Genomic DNA, 19,106 nt, shown 5'->3' on the forward strand with positions numbered 1-19,106 from the left:
TGGTCGGCCTGCTTCACGGTCGTCAAAGTCAGTGAACAGTTCTGGGCTCGCGCCTGCGCTTTGTGATGCGAACGGGAGCATCGCGGCATGCCGGTGGCAGTCATGCCGCCGTGTGCGTCTGCGGCACGTCACCGCAGCGGACGGCCAACAGCGCGATGGCGTCCACTAACCGAATTGGTATGGCAGGCGGCTCAGGGGGAGAGCCCGCTGACCAGGATTCGGTGGACCGGCACGGTATGGGGCTGGGCGATGAGCGCTTCAGGTGTGCGTCTGGGGGGGCCTCTTCCCGTCCGTGTCCGTCGGGCATCGAGCGGCCGCATGCTGGCCGGGGGAGCCCCAGTGACATCGACGGAAGCAGGAGCTAGAAACTACAAGCGTAATAGTATGGCGGCGTTCGGCTGGCGCCGTCGGTCGGCGCGGTGCCTGGTTCGCGAGCCGCGTGACCAAGGAGGGGGCGTAGTGGTCTTCAAGAAGATGATGGGAGCGCTGGGGGTCGGCGGCCCGAAGGTCGACACCGTGCTGGCGGTGCCGAGTTGCCGCCCCGGCGAGTCGCTGTCCGGGGAGGTGCGCATCACCGCCGCCGACTACGACGTCGACATTCAGCGGGTGACCCTGAGCCTGGTCACCAACGTCGAGGTCGAGCACGAGGGCGGGGAGTCCTCCGGTGCGATCGAGTTCCACCGCGTCGACGTGTCCGGGCCGTTCCAGCTGGGCGCCAAGGCCGACAGGCTCATCCCGTTCCGGCTGCCCGTCCCGTGGGAGACGCCGATCACCGAGGTGTACGGGCAGCCGCTGCACGGCATGGTGCTGGGCGTGCGGACCGAGCTGGCGGTGGCCAAGGCGGTCGACAAGGGCGACCTCGACCCGGTCTCGATCGCGCCGCTGCCGTCCCAGGAGCGTGTCCTGCGCGCCTTCGAGCAGGTGGGATTCGTCTTCAAGGGCGCCGACGTCGAGTACGGCCACATTCACGGCGTCGCGCAGCAGCTGCCGTTCTACCAGGAGATCGAGTTCTATCCGCCGTCCGCTTACGCCGGTCGCATCAACGAGGTGGAGCTGACGTTCGTCGCCGACCCCGGCGCTTTGACGGTCGTGCTGGAGGCCGACAAGCGTTCGGGCCTGTTCGGCTCCACCGACCAGATCTTCCGCGTCCAGGTTCCCCACGGCGAGGCGATGGCCGTGAACTGGGAGGCCGACCTGACCGCCTGGCTGGACGCCCTGGCCGCCGGACGCCTCGGCGGTCACGGTGGCCACGGCGGGTACGGCCACCACGGGGGACATCACCATGGCCCCGGCTGGGGCGGTGTCGCGGCCGGCGCGGCGGCGGGCGTCGCGGTCGGCATGGCCGGAGAGATGATCGCCGAAGAGGTCGTCGAGGAGGTCGCTGAGTCGATCTTCGGGGACGAGGAAGACTGACCCGCCCTGACGGTTCCGCCTCGGTGCGTGGAGCGGAATCGCGGCTGAGTCGGGAACCGTCAACGCGCCTCGACCTCGCCTCCGCGCCAGAGTGTCTGAAGGCGATCACCTGCGCGTGAACGCGGCACCGTCCAGGACACTCTGGCCGGGGGCGACCGCCGGTGTTCGGGCGTCGTGGAATGCCGGACGAACCGCGGAGGGATCCTCCCCGTCCGCGGTGCCGGCGGCCGGAGTGGACGGGACGGTGTTCAGTCGGTCGCGCATACCGAGCCGACGCTGAGGAGCCTGCCTGATCGTGCCCCGGCCGCCCTGGGCCGGGGCCCCTCAACGAGATCGAATTCTCAGCACGCCGTCGATCCCCTGATCGTCGTGGACTGCAGGATCGGCGGAGGGGAGCAGGCCCCGACGCGTGCCGTCGATGTCGGCGTGCCGGACCGTCCGGCGGGGTATGCGCCCACCGTGTGCGGGCGCCCGTGCCCAGGAGGCCGCCCGCTGGCTCCTGAGCAGGTATCGGAGAATTCGCTCACTTATGCGGTGATGCCTTCTGCCATCATTTTGACAACCGTAGTTGTCGTAGGGGTTGAGGATTTTGGCGCGAAGGGCACTCGGACAACTGGAGGCGGAAGTCCTGGCGGCGCTCGCGGCTCTCGGCGGTTCGGCCGGAACGGCCGAGCTGCGGTCCCGGCTGGAAGGGAATCCGGCGTACACCACAGTCAACACGATCCTGTTCCGTTTGCATGAGAAAAAGCTGGTCACCCGCGAACGCTCGGGCCGCCACTACCGGTACCGCCTCGCCGTCGACGAGTCCGAGCTTGTGGCCGGCCGCATGCGCGACCATCTGCGGCATGCCAGCGACCCCGGCGGTGTGCTGAGCCGGTTCGTCGAGACCCTCAGCCCCGACGAGGCCCGCAAGCTGCGCGAGATCTTGGACGAGACACGGACCGACGAGTGACGTGAACTGGTTCACCTTCCTGCCGTTCGGCGTGATGCTGGCGCTGAGCGTGACGCTCGGCCGGGTCGCCTTACCGCTGCACCCCCTCTGGTCGGCGCGCCTGCTGTCCACCACGGGGGTGATGACCGTGGTGGCCGCGTTCGGCACCGGCGTGTTCGTCGCGGTCAACTACGGGGCGACGCTCGCGCCGGACGCCGCCGCCCACGTGCCCGAGTGGGCCCTGTTCGGAGACGACCGACCGGTCCCCGCCTGGGTCGGCATCCCGGCGATCGTGCTCTCGGCGGCCGGTCTGCTGGTCGCGGCGCGATTGGCCGTCCGGTGGGTGATCGATCTGCGCGCGGCCCAGGCCGACGCGCGACGACCCCTGGACACCGAAGTGCCCATAGCCGTCGCGGTCCCGGGACGGCGCGGCGGCGTGCTGCTCTCCCGGGGACTGCTGAGCCGTCTCACGGCCCGCGAACTGCAGGTGGTGTTCGAGCACGAACGGTCCCATCTGCGGCATCGCCATCACCGCTATCTGGCGTCGGGCGAGCTGGCCGCGACGGTCCTGCCGCCCCTGCGGGCGTTGAACGACAGGTTGCGGCTGTCGGTGGAACGCTGGGCGGACGAGGACGCGGCGGAGGCGGTCGGCGACCGCAGGCTGGTCGCGCGGACGATCGCGAAGGTCGCGCTGGCCCAATGCCCGGACGGCCGGCACGGACCCGCCGTCCCGTTCGCATGGTCCGGCGTGGTGGAACGCGTGGAGGCGCTCCTGGCGACGCCGCCGGCCAAGAACACCGTCAGCGGTCCGCTGCTGTTCGTCGGCCACGGCCTCGTCACCGGCTCGCTGACCGCCCTCACCCTGCAACTCGACCGCGCGATCGCCTCGACCCTGTTCCCCACGCTCATCATCCGGTGACCTGCGCGCCCCGCCGAGGCCCGAGGGGACGGGGCGCGCAGAGGCTGCCGGGCGCGCTCTGCAATCGCGGCGACCACAGTGCCTCGTTCGGTGAGGTCGCCGGGACCTGTGGCGCGTTGCTCGCCCTTGGTCGACATCCGTTCCGGGCGATGAACTGCCGCGTTCCGTCGCGACCTCACCGAACGTCACGACGTGCCGACGACGGCCGGTTCGTTCAGACCTCCTCGTCGAAGAACTCCACGGCCTCTTCGTAGGCGTCTTCATAGGCCTGCTCGTAGGCGGCCTGCCGGTAGGCGTCCTCGATGGCCTGCTGCTGCGCGTCGGCGATGGCCGCGGCGAACGAGTCATCGTCACCGCCGTCCTCTCCCTCGTCGCCGTCGTCGAGCAGCTCGTTGACGACCGCACCGGCCGCGAACCCGGCGGCCGCGCCGACCACCGCCCCGGCGGCCACCCCGCCCCAGCCCGGACCGCCGCCGTGCGAGTCGTGATGGCCGTGCGCATACCCGGCTCCGTGGCCGCCGTGCAGGTGCGCGGCCACGGCGTGCAGCCAGTTCTGCAGCTCCTGCTCCCAGGCCATGTGCAGCGCCTCGTCGTGCGAGACGTGGTAGCGGCCGTAGACGTCGTCGCCCTCGGTGAAGATGTCGCCGCGACGGTCGGCTTCCAGCACCACCGCCAGCCCGTGCGGGCTCGCCACGAACGTCAACTCGACCTCGTTGATCTGCCCGCTGAACTGCGGCGGGGCGTAGAACTCGATCTCCTGGTAGAAGGGCAGCTCCTGGTGCACGCCCGCGATGTGCCCCTGTTCGACGTCGGCGCTCTTGAACTGGAAGCCCAGCGCGCTGAACGCGTCCAGCACACGCTGCTGCGACGGCAGCGGGCTCACCGAGATCGGGTCCAGATCGCCGGAGTCCACCGCACCGGCGACCGCCAGGTCCGTGCGCACGCCCATGGCCATGCCGTGCAGGTGCTGCCCGTACACCTCGGTGAGGGGAAGCTCCCACGGCAGCGGCAGCTGGAACGGGATCACGTGGTACTGCCCGGCCCCCAGGTGGAAGGCGCCCGCGACAGAACCCCGATAGAACTCCAGGTCCGCGGCTCCCTCGTGGTCGTCGTGCTCGTACTCGGTACGGGTCAGCAGGCCCACCGTCACCTGCTGGACCTCCACGTCATGATCGCCGCCCTGGATCCTGACCTCTCCGGACAGGACGTCGCCCGGACGGCCGTGCGAACCGTTCAGCACCGTCTCGACCGAAGGTCCGCCCACTCCGAAGGCGCCGAGCAGCTGCTTGAAGACCATGCTTCCTCTCTTCTGTTGTCCGTCGGATGTCCGCCGAGCACAGATCGACCGCGTCTCGCCGTTGCGAGGTCGCAGGCGCCGCCGTCCGCCGTACCGCGTCCGCCCCAATCGAACGAGGGCAGGAGCGCATCAGCGCACTCGTCCGTAGGCGGTGGCGCCGAGTTCTTGCACTGGGCAGAACCCAGGTGCGGCAGTGAAGATCATGGACACCGTTGCGGTGCCCACGGTGGGGTCGGCATCGGTGCCCTCGCATCGGGCGGACCCCCGCCGGTCCCATTCGCTGTGAGGATCGTCGCCGCATTGATCGGCACTGCGGCTGCCGGAGCCGTGGGTGGATCGGCTCCGGGCAAGTGGACGGGAAGGGGCCGACGCGTCGCATCGGCTTGGCCGCCGTCGGTGCGGTCCCGGTCGACGACCGCGGACGCCTGATTCTCCGTTGCGGGCCGCGATCTGCACCGACCCCGCACCCCCCGACGCCACTCCACCCGCCGTGCCGGTCGGCGGACGTGCCGAAAAGTTAACTACTACAGATGTAGCACAAAGCCGAGTGGCCGACCAACGGAGATCCGTCACGCCCGGCGGTCACAACCCCGTAACCGTCGTCAGGCCGTGGTCGCCGTCGTCCATGACGCGACCCTCGGTCAGGCGAGCCGTCACGGCTATGTGGTGCGAGTTGATGAGGGGGACGTCGGCGTGGTCGAAACGGCGCAGTCAGTCGCCGACGTGTCGCGACCAGCGGCCCCGGTGGGTTGGCCGCGGACACGCCGAACAGCAGCACCGAGGCCAGCGCGTAGATCGCCGCGCACAGCCGTGCGCCCACGGTCGGTCTGAACGCGACCAAGATCTGGCCCGCCACCAACGCGAAAGGGAATGTCCCCGCGTGCAGCCAGCCGCGCTGCTTGCCTTCCAAGAGAGTCGCGCACCGTCTCAGCAGGGAAGCCGAGTGCGCAAGCGAAGAGGACTCAAAGGGATGTTGCCGTGCCTCCCTTCCCTGTACACGCGGTCATGCTTCGCGTCGCCGCAGAACTTACGGGTGATCACGGTGAAACTCGGGACGGTCGCCTCTCCGAACGCGTACAGAAGCTCGGCGCCGTACCAGTCCAAGCCGTCCCACTCCTGGCGGGCGCCGGGCAGGTAAGCCGGGACATCGACCACGACCACCAGCGACGCGTCGAAGGTGGTGCACATTCGGGCAAGTGATCTGCCGGTTCTCGGCGTCGTGAGAATACGGTGCGGGCCGACAGCAGCGCTATCGGCACCGTGAACGCCACCAGCCACCACGACGACCCCGCCCACCCCGCGGCGGCCCACGCCGAGGCGGTCGCGCCGCGGGTGGCGGCGGTCTCCCGCGTGTAGTGGCCGACGCGGCGCTCCAGCAGTCCGCTGGCACAGATGCTGCGCGCCAGCGGCGCGAAATCGCTGCGGGCCGCGCCGCCCGAGGCGCCGCCGCCGACCGGGGCGTCGGAACCGGCGGCAGGCAGGGTGAATAGCATAAGAAGCGAGCAGCCCCTCTCGGTATAGAGGGAGGTCAGGCAGCCGCCGTTGCGCAGCGACTTGTTGGGGGCACCCCGACGATTTGCCCGCCGAGCTGCGCGGGCCCGGCCACGATGTCGGGCGCCCAGCCCGCCAGAGCTCCTTGAAGCGCTCGTCGTCCAGCGGGCGCGCACCAGCGTTTGAGGTCGTAGGTGCGGTGAGGCTGTCAAGTATGAGCACGCCGGCGGCCGGTCGGCGACGGCCCGCGCATCGAGCTTCTCGCAGCGGTGAATGTAGTCGACGAAGCAGCCGGTCCATCCCTTCCGACCGTGACGACGGCAGTCGGGGTGCGTCCAGGACCCTGAAGCCTGGTCAGATGATCAGTGCGTCGCCGTCCATCCACCTGGCCAGGCGGTCCCGATCGATCAGAACGAGCCTGTCCCCGCATTCGTCGAGCGCGGGGGCGGTGAAGGTGTTCGAGGTCACCAAGACGCCGACATGGCCGGTGTAAGAGCTGTGGACGGCGCCGATGAGGTTGCGGACGCGATCCGCGCCGACAGTGCGGCTCTGGCGTTTGCACTGCACGGCAATTTTGCGGCCGTCCGGTGTACGCGCAGTGATATCGACCCCTCGGTCCCCGCTCCTGCCGACGATAGTGACGTGTCGGTAGCCGTCACGGCGAAGAAGTGCTGCGACGAGTTCTTCGAACTGGGGACCGGTCATGGTGTCTACGCGCTCCAGGTGCGCGATCTCGCGGAGTCGCTGCCTCTCCACCTGGGCCTTGTGCGCTTCGATCCCGGCGGCGGCCGAGCCGAGCACCGCCAGCACGATCAAGACGACGATGGCGCCGACGATCCACTGCCAGTATGCGGCGACGAATCTGATCATTGTGGCGATCGGCCAGGCGAGGGCGACCCCTAGAGCAAGGCTTCCTCCGGCGATGCCCAGGTTGATCAGGATGGATCGCGTTCGGCCGGCGGGAACGCGAGGAGAAGGGGGGACTTCCACTCAGAACCTCCGGTATATGCTGCCTGGCTCCGAGGATGACATCTGCTTCCGACATTCCGCCAAGACAAGAACAAGGAGCTGAATTTCGGTCTTTGGCTATCTCTCTAAGGCGATGACCTAATCGCGGCTAATGTGTGCCAAATATGCGTTGAGGTCACCTGTCCGGGTGAGGAGAATCGCAGGGCGGTCGAATCGATCGCGGCAAGGTCGATCACGAACCGGTCAGGCCCCGGCGTGCCGCCGTCCTGCGACGTTGACGCCGCGAGGCGCCAGCCCCAGCGGCCGGTCGGCGGTGGCCCGCGGAACGCCCCAACCCGCGGCGGTGCAAGAGGTCAATGAGCTGGCGGGGGCGCCGGAAGGTGTCGTCCTCAACCGCGGCGACAATGTGCGAGATGCCCGGCGGTCGTCAGCCCCTGGGCGCCCGGCCCGGCCATGTCGATCTCCTTGCCGGTCACGCTCATCACCAGGTCCGGGCCGGTACGAACAGCTGGCGCGTCCGGCGCATGATCACTAGATCGGCCAGTGCGAGGCCGTAGGCAGCCGCGTCCATCGCCGGCCTCGGCGCCACCGACACGGTGGGATCCGGGCGGACGCGCGGATCACGGCCGCGAACATTCGGCCGATGCCCTCCCGGAAGCCCTTGGCCGGCCCTCCGGAACCATGTCAGGCGGGATGGGGCGTCCTGGTGGTGAGTCCTTCCAAGATGAGGCGCAGCAGGCGGTCGGTGCGGTCGCGGTCGGCGGGGGCGTTCTCGCGCACCCACGCCACCCCGGTCAGCAGGTCGAACATCTCCTCCGGGGTCAGGTCGGCGCGCACCCTGCCGGCCCGCTGCGCGGCGCGCAGCAAGGCGGCGCCGCTTTCGTGCATGGCGTTGCACATCTCGTGAGACGGAGTGCCCTCGTCGTACATGCTCTGCGCGAGGATGCCGACGAGCCCGCGGAACGTGCTGAAGTGCCGCACCGCATGGCGCATCCACTCGATCAGGGCTTCCAGCGGGTCGGGCGCGTCGGACAGGCGTCGAGCCAGCTCGACCAGGTCGCCCAGCCCGTCTCGGGTCGCCGCCTCGACCAGGGACGCTCGGTTGGGGAAGTGCCGGTACAGGGTGCCGATCGCGACCCCGGCCTGCGCCGCGATCTCCTCCAGTGAGGCCTCCGCGCCGTCGCTCTCGAACGCCTTGCGGGCCGCGGCGAGGATCGCGTCGTAGTTGCGCGCACCGTCCGCCCGCTTGGGACGGCGGGCGATGTACGGCGCACCGGCGCTCATGGCTGACCTCCCGATTGACTACCTGAGGCTGCCTCAGGTTAACTGCGTGGAGAGAACCTGAGGCTGTCTCACGATAGTACCGGCCACTCTGCACGTCCGGTGCCCCCCCGCTCCGTCGGCCATCGGACGGAGGACGTGGTCCATGCAAGAGCGGAGGTTCGATGAGCGCAGACACCGTGACCGGCGAGACGCGGACCCGCCCGGCGTCCTCCAGAACCTGGGGCCTGATCCTCGGCGCCATCGTCGGCGCCGAGTTCATGCTGCAGCTGGACGGCACGATCGTGAACATGGCGCTGCCCGCGCTCCAGTCCGACCTCGGCCTGTCGGCCGCGTCCGGCTCGTGGGTGCCGAACGCCTTCCTGCTGGCCTTCGGCGGCCTGCTGCCGTCGGCCGGCCGCCTCGGCGACGTGTTCGGGCACCGCCGGGTGTTCGTCGCGGGCGTCGCGTTGATCGTCGTCGCCTCGCTCATCGCGGGGCTGGCCGTCAACGTGGAAATGCTGCTGGTGGGCCGCGCGCTGCAGGGCGCGGGCTCCGGCATCGCGGGCCCGACCGGACTGGCCCTGCTGGCCATCGTGTTCGAGGGCGAACGGCAGCAGCGTGCGTTCGGTATGTACTCCACCATCACCGGTCTCGGGGCTTCGGCGGGCATGGTGCTCGGCGGCCTGCTCACCTGGGCAGGCGACTGGCGGTGGAGCCTGCTGGTGAACGTGCCGGTGGGACTGGCGGTCATCGCGATCGCCCTTGGTGTGCTCGGACTGAAAGACGAGGCCACCCGCTCCCGGCCGCTCGGCCTCCCGAGCGCCGTGCTGGTCACCGCCGCTGTCACCGTGGCGGTGTACGGACTGGTGCACGCCACTGAGGAGGGGTGGGCCGACACCTGGACGGTCGTGCCGCTGGCGGTCTCCGCGGTGCTGTGGATCCTGCTGCCCGTGGTGGACTCGCGGGCGAGCGAGCCGCTGCTGCCGGGGACGGTGTTCGCCGACCGTGCGCGAGTGGGTGCGTTCCTGAACCTGCTGCTCCTGGCCTCTGTGCTCACCGGCTTCCTGATCTACCTGGTGCAGTACCTGCAGGGGGCGCTGCGACTGGACGCGCTGGAGAGCGGCCTGGGCATCCTGCCGTTCGGGCTTGCGCTGCTGGTCACCACGCAGTGGCTCACCAAGCGGCTGGACCGGTTCGACATGAAGGCCCGGGCGGTGGCAGGGCTCGCGCTGGTGCTGGTCGGCGTGCTGTGGCTGAGCCGACTGGACGGCGGCAGCGGTTACCTCGCCGACGTCCTTCCGCCGCTGGTGGTCATGGGAGTCGGCGTCGGGGCGGCGATCGTGCCGTTCAACATGGTCATCCTGACCACGGTCCCCGCCGAGTACGCGGGCGTCACCGCAGGGCTGCTGCAGGCCGCGCTGACGATCGGCGGCTCGCTCGGCCTCGCGGTGCTGCTGATCCCGTTCACCCGGCACGGGCGCGGGCCCGCGGAGAACATCTCCGGAGTGTTCGGCTGGGCCGCGGTGGTCACTGCCGCGGCGATCGTGCTCGCGCTCCTGTTCTGGTTCGGACCGGGCGCGCGGCGCGGTGCTCAGGGTGCGCCGGATGCGGGCGCCAAGGAGCCCGGGGCCGTCACGGAGAAGAAATGACGGAGGCGGCGCCGAGCCGTCGTTGGTTAGGGGGTCAGCCCGCCAACTGGAAGTCCGCGTCGGACTGGAGGATCGCGGCCTGGAGCCCTGCACATGGCGGCGCGGGGCCAGGCCGTGTTCCTTCCGCAGCACCCGGCGCCCAGACCGGGAGACCTCTAGCGCCTTGACGCGCCGACCGCACCGGTACAGCGTCGGAATCAGCTACGCCCGCAAGGTCCTATTGACTATGCGCTCTTCGATCCGAACATTCATGACAGGCCGGCGCCCTGCCCGCTGGACGGCGGTGTCTGTCATCGTCGGCCCGGTCAGACGGACGAAGAACGCGTTCCTGTCGACGTGCGTAGTGGGGGAGTGGCGACGGATATCGCCGTTCCTGCCGAAACTCGAGAGAGGCGAGAAAGCGTCGGCGGGTGGACGAGAGAAGATGGAAGCCGCCGGGAAAGCACCGTCCTTGACGGGGCTGCCAAACTTTGGTTAGCCCACGACGGCGGACAGGCGTCTGGTCGGGTTATAGATGTGGTGGGCGATATTGGGACGAACCAGAGACCTCTACCATGTCAAGAAAGTTCACGATCGGGCCATGCCCGGTTTGCCGGGCTGTCTGCAGTGGTGGAGTCGGGTGCCCAGGTCACGGTGGCTCATGGCTGCGATGCGCGTTTCGCGGCAGTCGGCCGGCGGGCGACTCGGCGGGGATTCCCTCCGAGCGGTAGACGACTCGGGGGTTCAAGCCTGGCTTTGAGTCGTGAAGTTGACACAAGCTGGCCTGAGATATTCCGTTGTCGGGCCGTGGGGCGGCTGATATGAAGGTGCGGTGACTTCGCTGGATGCGCTCGTCAGGCCTGACAAGTATCCGCGTGCGGCGGCCTACGATCCGCAGTGGATGGTCGACAACTGTATGGGGCCGAACCCGCTGTGGCTGCTCGAAGACCTCGGCCGGGACTGTGCCTTCCGGCCCGGAATGAAGGTCCTCGATCTCGGATGCGGACGGGGGATGACCTCGATCTTTCTAGCGCGCGAGTACGGCGTCGAAGTGTGGGCCGCGGATCTGTGGATCCCGGCCGAAGACAACGCTGCGCGATTCGAACAGGCAGGCGTCGGCGACCAGGTCCACGCCGTGCGTGCCGAAGCGCACGACTTGCCGTTCGCATCGGGCCAATTCGATGCGATCGTCGCCGTGGACAGCTATCACTACTTCGGTACTGATGATCTCTACCTTGGCTACATGGTCGAGTTCCTCAAGACAGGCGGTCGGCTGTCCATCGCCGTGCCGTCACTGCACCGCGAATTGCGCGAGCTCGGCGGTATCCCGGCCCATCTGCGATCCGGGGTGGGGTGGCAGGTTCTCTGCTTTCACTCGCCCGAGTGGTGGCGCTTCGAGTGGGAACAGACCGGGCTGGTCCAGGTCACCGCAAGCCGAGCGCAGCCGGATGGTTGGCTCGACTGGAAGCTGTGGTGCGAGGTCTGCGCCGAACATTCCCCCGACGAGGCCGTCCGACAAGCATCTCGTGCCACGATCTCCATGCTCGACGCCGACCGTGGCGAACTTCTGACGTTTGCGCTCGTCACTGGTCAGAAGGTCGCGTCTTCAGAGTGACGTCTCGGTCAGTGACCGGCGGCCTCACCGTCCAGGACTCCAAGGACGCCGCCATCACCGCCTTCCGGGCCGCCGGCGCTGCCTGGAATGCCTTGATCCGCGACCACCAGATCAGCGGACGCATCCGTCGGACGGGTGGGTGCAACGCCCAGGTCATGGTCAACACCAGCGCCTGGACCGGGTTGCAGCAAAGAGAGCCAGCTGATCTGTCCCGCGCCAGCAGCCACCGGCGGGGGAGTCTGGTGATCGCCCCCGACATCGGATGCCCGTACGAAGGCGGCGCGAAGCCATGGCCGGACCCGCCCAAGAGCGAGGCCGGCGCCCGCCGCATCGGGGCTGCCGGCCTTCTTGAAACAGATCATCGTTAGCCACGACCATGACCGGCTGTTCGTCAGCCACGGGAGAGAGCGGCTACGGCGCTCCGAGTTTCCCGCCGTGCCTGGCGGACGGCCTGTGGCGGCGACCCCGCACAGCGGATTCCGCCGATCCTGCCCGGTGGTCGTGCACGGACTGCGTCACCACCACGAGACCGTCCTGGAAAAGCCGGACGTCTTTGAAGTGAACGGAAATGAACGGCCGCCAGATGCAGGCCCTCAAGCGTCTACACCCACGTCACCGACGCCATGCGCCGGAGCCTCGTCGTCCAGCTCCAACGCCGCTGGGCCATCTGGAACCCCGAACCCTCGACGACGAGTGATTCCTGCGGGGCAGGCATGAGAAGCAGCTGCTGCCATCCGGGCACTGCCCGAGATCAGCTGGTCCGCGACGGCCGGTGGAGCAGTGTGCTCCGGATCACGTCCCCCGTCTGCGCTAAGGCCCCGCCGCCGGACGGGAATGGCCAGCCGCGACGAACCGTGGAGCTCGAGCTGGTGGTCCGGGAGGGCACCGCCGCGCCGTCGGGGCGCTGAAGCGCCGCACCCCGAACGCCGTGAGGGGGAGACCTATGCCGCAATGAAAAGAGCCCAAGCCGCCGTTCGTGGGCTGACCTGGGCTTGTGTGTTGGTGGGCGATACTGGGATCGAACCAGTGACCTCTACCGTGTCAAGGTAGCGCTCTCCCACTGAGCTAATCGCCCGGGACCGTGCTTCCTGAGGGAAGTACGGCGCCTGAGGTGGAGACGGGATTTGAACCCGTGTACACGGCTTTGCAGGCCGTTGCCTCGCCTCTCGGCCACTCCACCAGAACGAGACCTGGTGGCCTCCCAGAGCGGAAGACGGGATTCGAACCCGCGACCCTCACCTTGGCAAGGTGATGCTCTACCAACTGAGCCACTTCCGCCTGTCTCGCTTGGGGCCTCCGCCCCTCGCGGCGACGAGAAAACCTTAGCGTGTCCGGGCCGCTTACCCAAACTCGATTCCCGCGAGGCGCGGGGGGACGCGCCGACCTGCGTGGAAGCGCGGGCGCATAGCGTGGGGGCATGGCCGTGCACGGCTGCGACATCGTGCTGGTCGCGGCGCCTTCGGCCGTGCGGGCGGTCCCCGAAGACGGCCTGCTGGACGAACGGCCGCCCGCCGCCGGGGAGCGACCGCAGGTTCGGCGGGACGGCCCGCAGGCCGTCCGCGCCCATAGGCGGCCCTGCTACGGCGGTCGAGCAGGGGGCGAGGCACCGGCTCAACCGGCTCCGCGATACCGGCGTCGCCCAGTACTGGAGGGCGGTGAGCCGCGGTTTCAGGGGAGCCGGGGCGACGGCGCCTGTCGCGGACGTGCTACGACCATCTGGCGGTATGGCCAGGGGCGCCGTCCGTGTCCCCGGCCGACGGCGGCCTGATCGAGGATGACGGAATGTTCAAGGTCACAAGAAGGGCCCAGCAGCGTTCGGGGCGGCCCGAACGAGGGCGGACACGGCACGCGCCGCAGATGACCCTGCGAGGCTGCGGCGTTTTCGGGAGCGTCCTGTGAAAGGCGCGTTCGCGCATGTCGGCGGAATGCTCGCCACCGGGCTGCGGGACGTGACCAGCGATCCCGGCGCGCTGGAGTCCCGCGGGTGGTGGGCGGTCGTCGTCACCTACGAGGGCAAGGTGACGTGCGCACGGTTCGACACAGTGCGGCCCGCGCCCCACCCGGAGGGGGCCTGGCACGGCGTCCGCGGGTGGGTGTCGTCGATGGACGAGGACGCCTATGTGCGCGGAGTCCAGAAGATCCGGGAAGCGATCGCGGACGGGGTGGTCTACCAGGCGAACCTCTGCCGGATCCTGTCTGCGCCGCTCCCGGCGGACGCCGACATCGCGGGCCTGGGGGCGCGGCTCGCCGAAGGGAATCCGGCGCCGTACGCGATGACGCTCAGCGTGCCGGGCCTGCAGGTCGCCAGCGCGTCCCCCGAGCTCTACCTGTCGAGGAACGGGGCGGTCGTCGAGTCGCGGCCGATCAAGGGGACGGGACGCACGGAAGACGACCTGCTGCCCAAGGACCGGTCCGAGAACGTGATGATCGTCGATCTGGTCCGCAACGACCTGGGACGGGTCGCGGAGGTCGGCAGCGTGACCGTCCCCGCCCTGTGCGCGGTGGAGTCGCATCCGGGACTGGTGCATCTGGTGTCCACGGTGCGCGCCGAGCTGGCCCCGGGGGAGGGGTGGCCGGAGTTGCTGAAGGCGACGTTTCCTCCCGGTTCGGTGACGGGCGCGCCCAAATCGAGTGCGCTGACCTTGCTGGATGAGCTCGAACCCGAACCCCGCGGGCCGTACTGTGGGGCCGTCGGCTGGGTCGACGCGGACTCCCGGCGCGGGGCCTTGGCGGTGGGCATCCGCACCTTCTGGGCGGAGGACGGCAGGTTGCGTTTCGGTACCGGGGCGGGCATCACGTGGGAGTCCGATCCACGACGGGAATGGCAGGAGACCGAGCTGAAGGCGGCTCGGCTGTTGGAGGTGGCTTCCGGTGTCCGCGGAGCGAGCGGCAGGCCCGGCGAACGGGCGGGCGAAGGTCTGGGTGAACGGGGACCTGCTCGAACCTGAGCAGGCGCGCCTGTCGGTCTTCGACCACGGCGTGCTGGTCGGGGACGGGGTGTTCGAGACGGTGAAGGCGACCAACGGGGAGCCCTTCGCGCTGACCCGTCACCTGCGCCGGCTGGCCCGGTCGGCGGCCGGGCTGGGCCTGCCCCAGCCCGACCACGACATGCTCGCCCAGGCCACGCTGGAAGTCCTCAACGCCGCGCCGAAGTGGCCGCTGGCGCGGGTCCGGATCACCTACACCAGCGGACCGGGGCCGCTGGGGTCCGACCGCGGCCGCCAGGGCGTCACGGCGGTCGTGGCCGTCGACGAGCAGAAGCCGTTCCCGCCCGTGGCCGACGTCACGGTCGTGCCGTGGCCGCGCAACGAGCGGGGCGCCCTGGCCGGCCTCAAGACCACCTCCTACGCGGAGAACGCGATGGCCCTGGCGTACGCCAAGGAACGCGGCGGCGGCGAGGCGATCTTCGGCAATCTGGCCGGGAACCTGTGCGAGGGCACCGGCAGCAACGTCTTCCTGGTGCGCGGCGGACGGCTGCTCACCCCGCCGCTGTCGTCCGGCTGCCTGGCCGGCGTGACGCGCGCGCTGGTGCTGGAGTGGTACGGCGGCGAAGAGGAGGACGTGCCGCTGGAGGACCTGTACCGGGCCGAGGAGGCGTTCCTGGTCTCCACCACCCGCAACGTGCAGCCGATCCGCGCCGTGGACGGCACCGCGCTGCCCGCCGCCCCCGGCCCGATCACCACGAAGGTCATGGAGGTGTTCGCGGCGCGGTCCGCCGAGCTCATGGACCCGTGACGGGCCGCTGAGCGAACCGCCCGACGCGGGTCCCGCCGCCGCGTCGTGGCACGCGACGGCGGGCGCCGTCTTCTCAGCCAGTCACGGTCCAGCCCCGTCGGGACGCTGCGGGCCGTCGGCTTCGGGCCGTGCCGGGCCGTCAGCCGGTCGATCCGGAGCGGGGCGCCTGGGTGGCGGCGAGCCGGTCGGAGTAGAAGGCGGCGGGCTGGTCGATCAGGCGGCCGGGGGCTGCGGTCTCGGCCGCGCCGTCCGGCGCGCCCCGCGCCGCCTCGTCCGCGGCCGCCATGGCGGCACCGACGATCCCGGCGTTGTTCACCAGCGCGGCCGGGACGATCGGCGCCCGCACGCCCTCGATCAGCGGCAGGAACTTGTCGGCCTTCTTCGACACCCCGCCGCCCAGGACGATCAGCGACGGGGAGATCAGCGCCTCCAGGTGGCGCAGGTAGCGGGACAACCGGTGCGCCCACTTGTCCCAGCTCAGGTTCTTCTCCTCCCGCACCCGGGCGGACGCGCGCGACTCGGCGTCCTTGCCGTCGAGTTCCAGGTGCCCGAACTCGGTGTTCGGGACGAGCACGCCCTCGGTGAACAGGGCGCTGCCGATCCCGGTGCCGAGCGTCAGCACCACGACCGTGCCGCCCGCGCCGCGCCCGGCGCCGTGCCGCATCTCCGCGATGCCCGCCGCGTCGGCGTCGTTGACCACGGTCACCGGGCGGCCGGTGGCCGCGGCGAACAGCTCCCGCGCGTCCACCCCGATCCACTTCTTGGACACGTTGGCCGCCGACAGCGTCACCCCGTCCTTCACCACGCCGGGGAAGGTGACGCCGACCGGTCCCGTCCAGCCGAAATGCTCCACGATCTCGGCGAGCACGCGGGCGACCGGCCGCGGTTCGGCCGGATGCGGCGTCTCGACGCGCAGCCGCTCGGCGGCGAGCACGCCCCGGTCGAGGTCGACGGGCGCGCCCTTGATCCCCGAGCCTCCGATGTCGATGCCGAGCAGTTCCATGCGATGCCTCCCGTGATCCCGCACGCCTCCCCGGCGAGCCTCGATGCAAGCCTGCCCTGGACGCGCCGGATTAAGGGGGACATTGTGGTCACGGCCGGTCAGCCTTCGACGGCCCGCAGGCCGATCACGCCGATCAGGATCAGCGCCAGGAACGCCAGGCGCGGCACCGTGACGCTCTCGCCCAGGACCACGATCCCGGTGACCGCGACGCCGAACGCGCCGAGCCCCACCCACACCGCGTAGGCGGTGCCGACCGGCAGCTCCCGCATCGCCACCGACAGCACGACGACGCTGAGCAGGCTCACCGGCAGCCCCACCAGGCTCGGCACCAGCCGGGTCAGGCCGTCCGACTGCTTGAGCGCGGTCGCCCACACCAGTTCCATCAGCGCCGCGACGACCAGCAGCAACCAGGCCACGCGATCTCCTCCCAACGTCATCCGTCCGGCACGGAGCGGGCCGCGCCGGGGACCCGGTCGGCGTCCCGCACCCATGTCGCGTCCGCCGCGCCGGCATCGACTCGTCCCCGCTCTCCCTGGTAAGCGGAGAAGTCTCCATTTAATTCCGGACGTCACCATATCCGGAGAGTCCTCCGCTTACAAGGCCGGATCCGGAGGGTCTTCCGGTAATCTGCCGGGGAGACGGCGGACGCGGAGGAGGTGAGCCGGGTGAGCGAGACCCGAACCGACGCCCCCGAGCACACCGCGGCGCCGCCGTCCGGCCGCCGCGAGCTTCCTCAGCTCGTCCGCTCTCCCGCGCGAGGAGCCCCGGCCGCCGGCCGGAGCGAACGCGCCGACGCCGCGCAGAACCGGCGCAAGATCCTCGCGGCCGCGGCCGACCTGATCGCCGCGCGGGGGGTCGAGGCCCTGACGATGGACGAGGTGGCGCGGGCGGCCGGGGTCGGCGTCGGCACGGTCTACCGGCGCTTCGGCGACCGCGCGGGGCTGCTCTACGCGGTCCTCGACGACCGCGAACGCGACTTCCAGGCGGCCTTCCTGCACGGCCCGCCGCCGCTCGGCCCCGGCGCCGAACCCCTCGACCGCGTCCGCGCGTTCCTGCGGGCCCTGGCCGACCGCACCGAGGAGCAGCTCGACCTGCTGCTCATGGCCGAGGCCGACTCGCCCGACGCGCGGTTCGCCGACGGCTCCTACGAGGTGTACCGCAGGCACCTGGAGACGCTGATCGCCCGCATCCGCCCGTCCGCCGACGCCGCCTACCTCGCCGACGCCCTGCTCGCCCCGTTGGCCGCCAACCTGTTCCGGCATCAGCGGCGCGGACGCGGGATGAGCCTCGAGCGCGTCAAGGCCGGACTGGACGACCTGGTCGCGGGCCTGGCCGCCCCCTGACGCGTCCGAGCGCCCCGGCGGCGTCGCGTTGACGATCTGAAATGTTCCGCTCAGGGGCTTATGGGCGTACCGCGAATCCCGTCACACTATGGGGCGTGAGCGACTTCGATCTGCTGGTGCTCGGCTCGGGACCCGGAGGACAGCGCGCCGCGATCGCCGCCGCCAAGCTGGGACGGCGGGTGGCGATCGTCGACCGGCGCTCCATGCTCGGCGGCGTGTGCATCAACACCGGGACGATCCCGTCGAAGACCCTCCGCGAGGCCGTCCTGTACCTCACCGGGCTCAATCAGCGCGAGCTGTACGGGCAGAGCTACCGGGTCAAAGAGGACATCACCGTCGCCGACCTGGGCATGCGGACCCGGCACGTGATCGGCCGGGAGGTCGACGTGATCCGCAGCCAGCTGGCGCGCAACCACGTCACCGTCCTGTCCGGCACCGGCCGGTTCCTCGACCCGCACACCATCGGCGTGAGCGACGGGGACGGCCGCGAGCTCAAGGTCACCGCCGACAAGATCGTCATCGCCACCGGGACCCGTCCGGCCCGGCCCGACAGCGTCGAGTTCGACGACCGGACCGTGATCGACTCCGACGGCATCCTGCGCCTGGAGCGCATCCCCGAGACGATGGTCGTCGTCGGCGCCGGGGTGATCGGCATCGAGTACGCGTCCATGTTCGCCGCGCTCGGCACCAAGGTCACCGTGGTGGAACGGCGCGAGCGGATGCTGGAGTTCTGCGACCTGGAGATCGTCGAGGCGCTCAAGTACCACCTGCGGGACCTGGCCGTGACCTTCCGGTTCCGCGAGACCGTCGCCTCGGTGGAACGCCGCCCGGACGGCGCGATCACCGTGCTGGAGAGCGGCAAGCGCATCCCCGCCGACACCGTCATGTACTCGGCCGGGCGGCACGGCATGACCGACGACCTGAACCTCGAGGCCGCAGGGCTGACCGCCGACGCGCGCGGCCGCATCACGGTGGACGGCGACTACCGCACCGAGGTCCCGCACATCTACGCCGTCGGCGACGTGATCGGATTCCCCTCGCTGGCCGCCACGTCCATGGAGCAGGGGCGGCTGGCGGCGCACCACGCCTGCGGCGAACCGGTGGCGGAGCTGCACGAGCTGCAGCCGATCGGGATCTACACCGTCCCGGAGATCAGCTTCGTCGGCCGTACCGAGGACGAGCTCACCGAGGCCAAGGTGCCGTTCGAGGTGGGGGTGGCCCGCTACCGGGAGCTGGCCCGCGGCCAGATCATCGGCGACTCGTACGGGATGCTCAAGCTGCTGGTGTCGCCCGAGGACCGCTCGCTGCTCGGCGTGCACGTGTTCGGGACCGGGGCCACCGAGCTGGTGCACATCGGGCAGACCGTCATGGGCTGCGGGGGGACCGTGGACTACCTGGTCAACGCGGTCTTCAACTATCCGACGCTGGCGGAGTCCTACAAGGTGGCGGCGCTGGACGCCATGAACAAGATGCGGCACATCGCCCGGCTCAGCGGGTGA

16 protein-coding genes and 3 tRNA genes are annotated in these 19,106 nt (G+C 70.1%); 10 read left to right on the forward strand and 9 right to left on the reverse strand.

Features of this window, described 5'->3' with window-relative positions:
* The first annotated feature begins 459 nt into the window (after window positions 1-459).
* The 3 genes from AR3_RS11730 to AR3_RS11740 all read left to right on the forward strand — a co-directional run bounded on the left by AR3_RS11730 (window position 460) and on the right by AR3_RS11740 (window position 3,263).
* Window positions 460-1,413, forward strand: coding sequence for a sporulation protein (locus AR3_RS11730; protein WP_067912965.1), 954 nt, complete (start codon window positions 460-462; stop codon window positions 1,411-1,413).
* A 589-nt stretch (window positions 1,414-2,002) separates the two neighbouring features.
* Window positions 2,003-2,365: a BlaI/MecI/CopY family transcriptional regulator gene (locus tag AR3_RS11735; protein ID WP_067912968.1), complete on the forward strand. Its 363-nt coding sequence runs from the start codon at window positions 2,003-2,005 to the stop codon at window positions 2,363-2,365.
* Window position 2,366: 1 nt separating this feature from the next.
* The gene (locus AR3_RS11740; protein ID WP_067912970.1) at window positions 2,367-3,263 is read left to right on the forward strand and encodes a M48 family metalloprotease; all 897 of its coding nucleotides are present in this window, start codon (window positions 2,367-2,369) and stop codon (window positions 3,261-3,263) included.
* A 214-nt stretch (window positions 3,264-3,477) separates the two neighbouring features.
* Here AR3_RS11740 and AR3_RS11745 read toward each other — a convergent pair whose 3' ends face one another.
* The 4 genes from AR3_RS11745 to AR3_RS11760 all read right to left on the reverse strand — a co-directional run bounded on the left by AR3_RS11745 (window position 3,478) and on the right by AR3_RS11760 (window position 8,304).
* Window positions 3,478-4,560, reverse strand: coding sequence for a sporulation protein (locus tag AR3_RS11745; RefSeq protein WP_067912973.1), 1,083 nt, complete (start codon window positions 4,558-4,560; stop codon window positions 3,478-3,480).
* 927 nt (window positions 4,561-5,487) lie between these two features.
* Window positions 5,488-5,748 carry a carboxyl transferase domain-containing protein gene (locus tag AR3_RS32905; protein WP_067912976.1) on the reverse strand — a complete coding sequence of 87 codons (261 nt, stop codon included), beginning with the start codon at window positions 5,746-5,748 and terminating at the stop codon, window positions 5,488-5,490.
* Window positions 5,749-6,405: 657 nt separating this feature from the next.
* Window positions 6,406-6,921, reverse strand: a complete 516-nt coding sequence (locus AR3_RS11755) for a restriction endonuclease (RefSeq protein WP_067912978.1) — start codon at window positions 6,919-6,921, stop codon at window positions 6,406-6,408.
* 783 nt (window positions 6,922-7,704) lie between these two features.
* Window positions 7,705-8,304 carry a TetR/AcrR family transcriptional regulator gene (locus AR3_RS11760; protein ID WP_067912981.1) on the reverse strand — a complete coding sequence of 200 codons (600 nt, stop codon included), beginning with the start codon at window positions 8,302-8,304 and terminating at the stop codon, window positions 7,705-7,707.
* 161 nt (window positions 8,305-8,465) lie between these two features.
* Here AR3_RS11760 and AR3_RS11765 point away from each other — a divergent pair, with 161 nt between their 5' ends.
* From AR3_RS11765 to AR3_RS11775, 3 genes are all read left to right on the forward strand, one after another.
* On the forward strand, window positions 8,466-9,932 hold the full coding sequence (locus tag AR3_RS11765; protein ID WP_067912983.1) for an MFS transporter: 1,467 nt from the start codon (window positions 8,466-8,468) through the stop codon (window positions 9,930-9,932).
* Between the two features lie 811 nt (window positions 9,933-10,743).
* The gene (locus AR3_RS11770; RefSeq protein ID WP_067912986.1) at window positions 10,744-11,526 is read left to right on the forward strand and encodes an SAM-dependent methyltransferase; all 783 of its coding nucleotides are present in this window, start codon (window positions 10,744-10,746) and stop codon (window positions 11,524-11,526) included.
* Window positions 11,527-11,537: 11 nt separating this feature from the next.
* Window positions 11,538-11,894 carry a hypothetical protein gene (locus AR3_RS11775; RefSeq protein ID WP_067912989.1) on the forward strand — a complete coding sequence of 119 codons (357 nt, stop codon included), beginning with the start codon at window positions 11,538-11,540 and terminating at the stop codon, window positions 11,892-11,894.
* Between the two features lie 632 nt (window positions 11,895-12,526).
* On the opposite strand, the gene AR3_RS11780 is transcribed toward AR3_RS11775, so the two are convergent.
* From AR3_RS11780 to AR3_RS11790, 3 genes are all read right to left on the reverse strand, one after another.
* Window positions 12,527-12,601: transfer RNA gene (locus AR3_RS11780), tRNA-Val, on the reverse strand.
* Between the two features lie 34 nt (window positions 12,602-12,635).
* Window positions 12,636-12,706 (reverse strand) — tRNA-Cys (locus AR3_RS11785).
* Between the two features lie 25 nt (window positions 12,707-12,731).
* Window positions 12,732-12,804: transfer RNA gene (locus AR3_RS11790), tRNA-Gly, on the reverse strand.
* Window positions 12,805-13,421: 617 nt separating this feature from the next.
* On the opposite strand from AR3_RS11790, the gene AR3_RS11795 reads away from it, so the two are divergent.
* On the forward strand, window positions 13,422-14,474 hold the full coding sequence (locus tag AR3_RS11795; protein WP_227023400.1) for a chorismate-binding protein: 1,053 nt from the start codon (window positions 13,422-13,424) through the stop codon (window positions 14,472-14,474).
* Window positions 14,449-15,261, forward strand: coding sequence for an aminotransferase class IV (locus AR3_RS11800; RefSeq protein ID WP_067912991.1), 813 nt, complete (start codon window positions 14,449-14,451; stop codon window positions 15,259-15,261). Before AR3_RS11795 ends, AR3_RS11800 begins: the two co-directional genes overlap by 26 nt.
* A 139-nt stretch (window positions 15,262-15,400) precedes the next feature.
* On the opposite strand, the gene ppgK is transcribed toward AR3_RS11800, so the two are convergent.
* Together ppgK and AR3_RS11810 are read right to left on the reverse strand one after the other, a co-directional pair.
* Window positions 15,401-16,264 (reverse strand): polyphosphate--glucose phosphotransferase, encoded by an 864-nt coding sequence (gene ppgK, locus AR3_RS11805; protein ID WP_083951352.1) that lies wholly within the window; start codon window positions 16,262-16,264, stop codon window positions 15,401-15,403.
* Between the two features lie 98 nt (window positions 16,265-16,362).
* Window positions 16,363-16,680, reverse strand: coding sequence for a DMT family transporter (locus AR3_RS11810; protein ID WP_067912994.1), 318 nt, complete (start codon window positions 16,678-16,680; stop codon window positions 16,363-16,365).
* Between the two features lie 249 nt (window positions 16,681-16,929).
* Between AR3_RS11810 and AR3_RS11815 the strand changes: the two genes are divergently transcribed.
* Window positions 16,930-17,607 carry a TetR/AcrR family transcriptional regulator gene (locus AR3_RS11815; RefSeq protein WP_083951354.1) on the forward strand — a complete coding sequence of 226 codons (678 nt, stop codon included), beginning with the start codon at window positions 16,930-16,932 and terminating at the stop codon, window positions 17,605-17,607.
* A gap of 95 nt (window positions 17,608-17,702) precedes the next feature.
* On the forward strand, window positions 17,703-19,106 hold the full coding sequence (gene sthA / locus AR3_RS11820; protein ID WP_067912997.1) for a Si-specific NAD(P)(+) transhydrogenase: 1,404 nt from the start codon (window positions 17,703-17,705) through the stop codon (window positions 19,104-19,106).

The organism is Actinomadura rubrobrunea NBRC 15275 (assembly GCF_001552235.1).
GTDB lineage: Bacteria > Actinomycetota > Actinomycetes > Streptosporangiales > Streptosporangiaceae > Spirillospora > Spirillospora viridilutea.

Bases quoted from the DNA above. Each gene is read 5' to 3' on its own strand.
- AR3_RS11745 (WP_067912973.1), bottom strand. From the start codon at position 4,560: ATGGTCTTCAAGCAGCTGCTCGGCGCCTTCGGAGTGGGCGGACCTTCG.
- AR3_RS11760 (WP_067912981.1), bottom strand. From the start codon at position 8,304: ATGAGCGCCGGTGCGCCGTACATCGCCCGCCGTCCCAAGCGGGCGGAC.
- ppgK (WP_083951352.1), bottom strand. From the start codon at position 16,264: ATGGAACTGCTCGGCATCGACATCGGAGGCTCGGGGATCAAGGGCGCG.
- AR3_RS32905 (WP_067912976.1), bottom strand. From the start codon at position 5,748: ATGTGCACCACCTTCGACGCGTCGCTGGTGGTCGTGGTCGATGTCCCG.
- AR3_RS11755 (WP_067912978.1), bottom strand. From the start codon at position 6,921: ATGATCAGATTCGTCGCCGCATACTGGCAGTGGATCGTCGGCGCCATC.
- AR3_RS11765 (WP_067912983.1), top strand. From the start codon at position 8,466: ATGAGCGCAGACACCGTGACCGGCGAGACGCGGACCCGCCCGGCGTCC.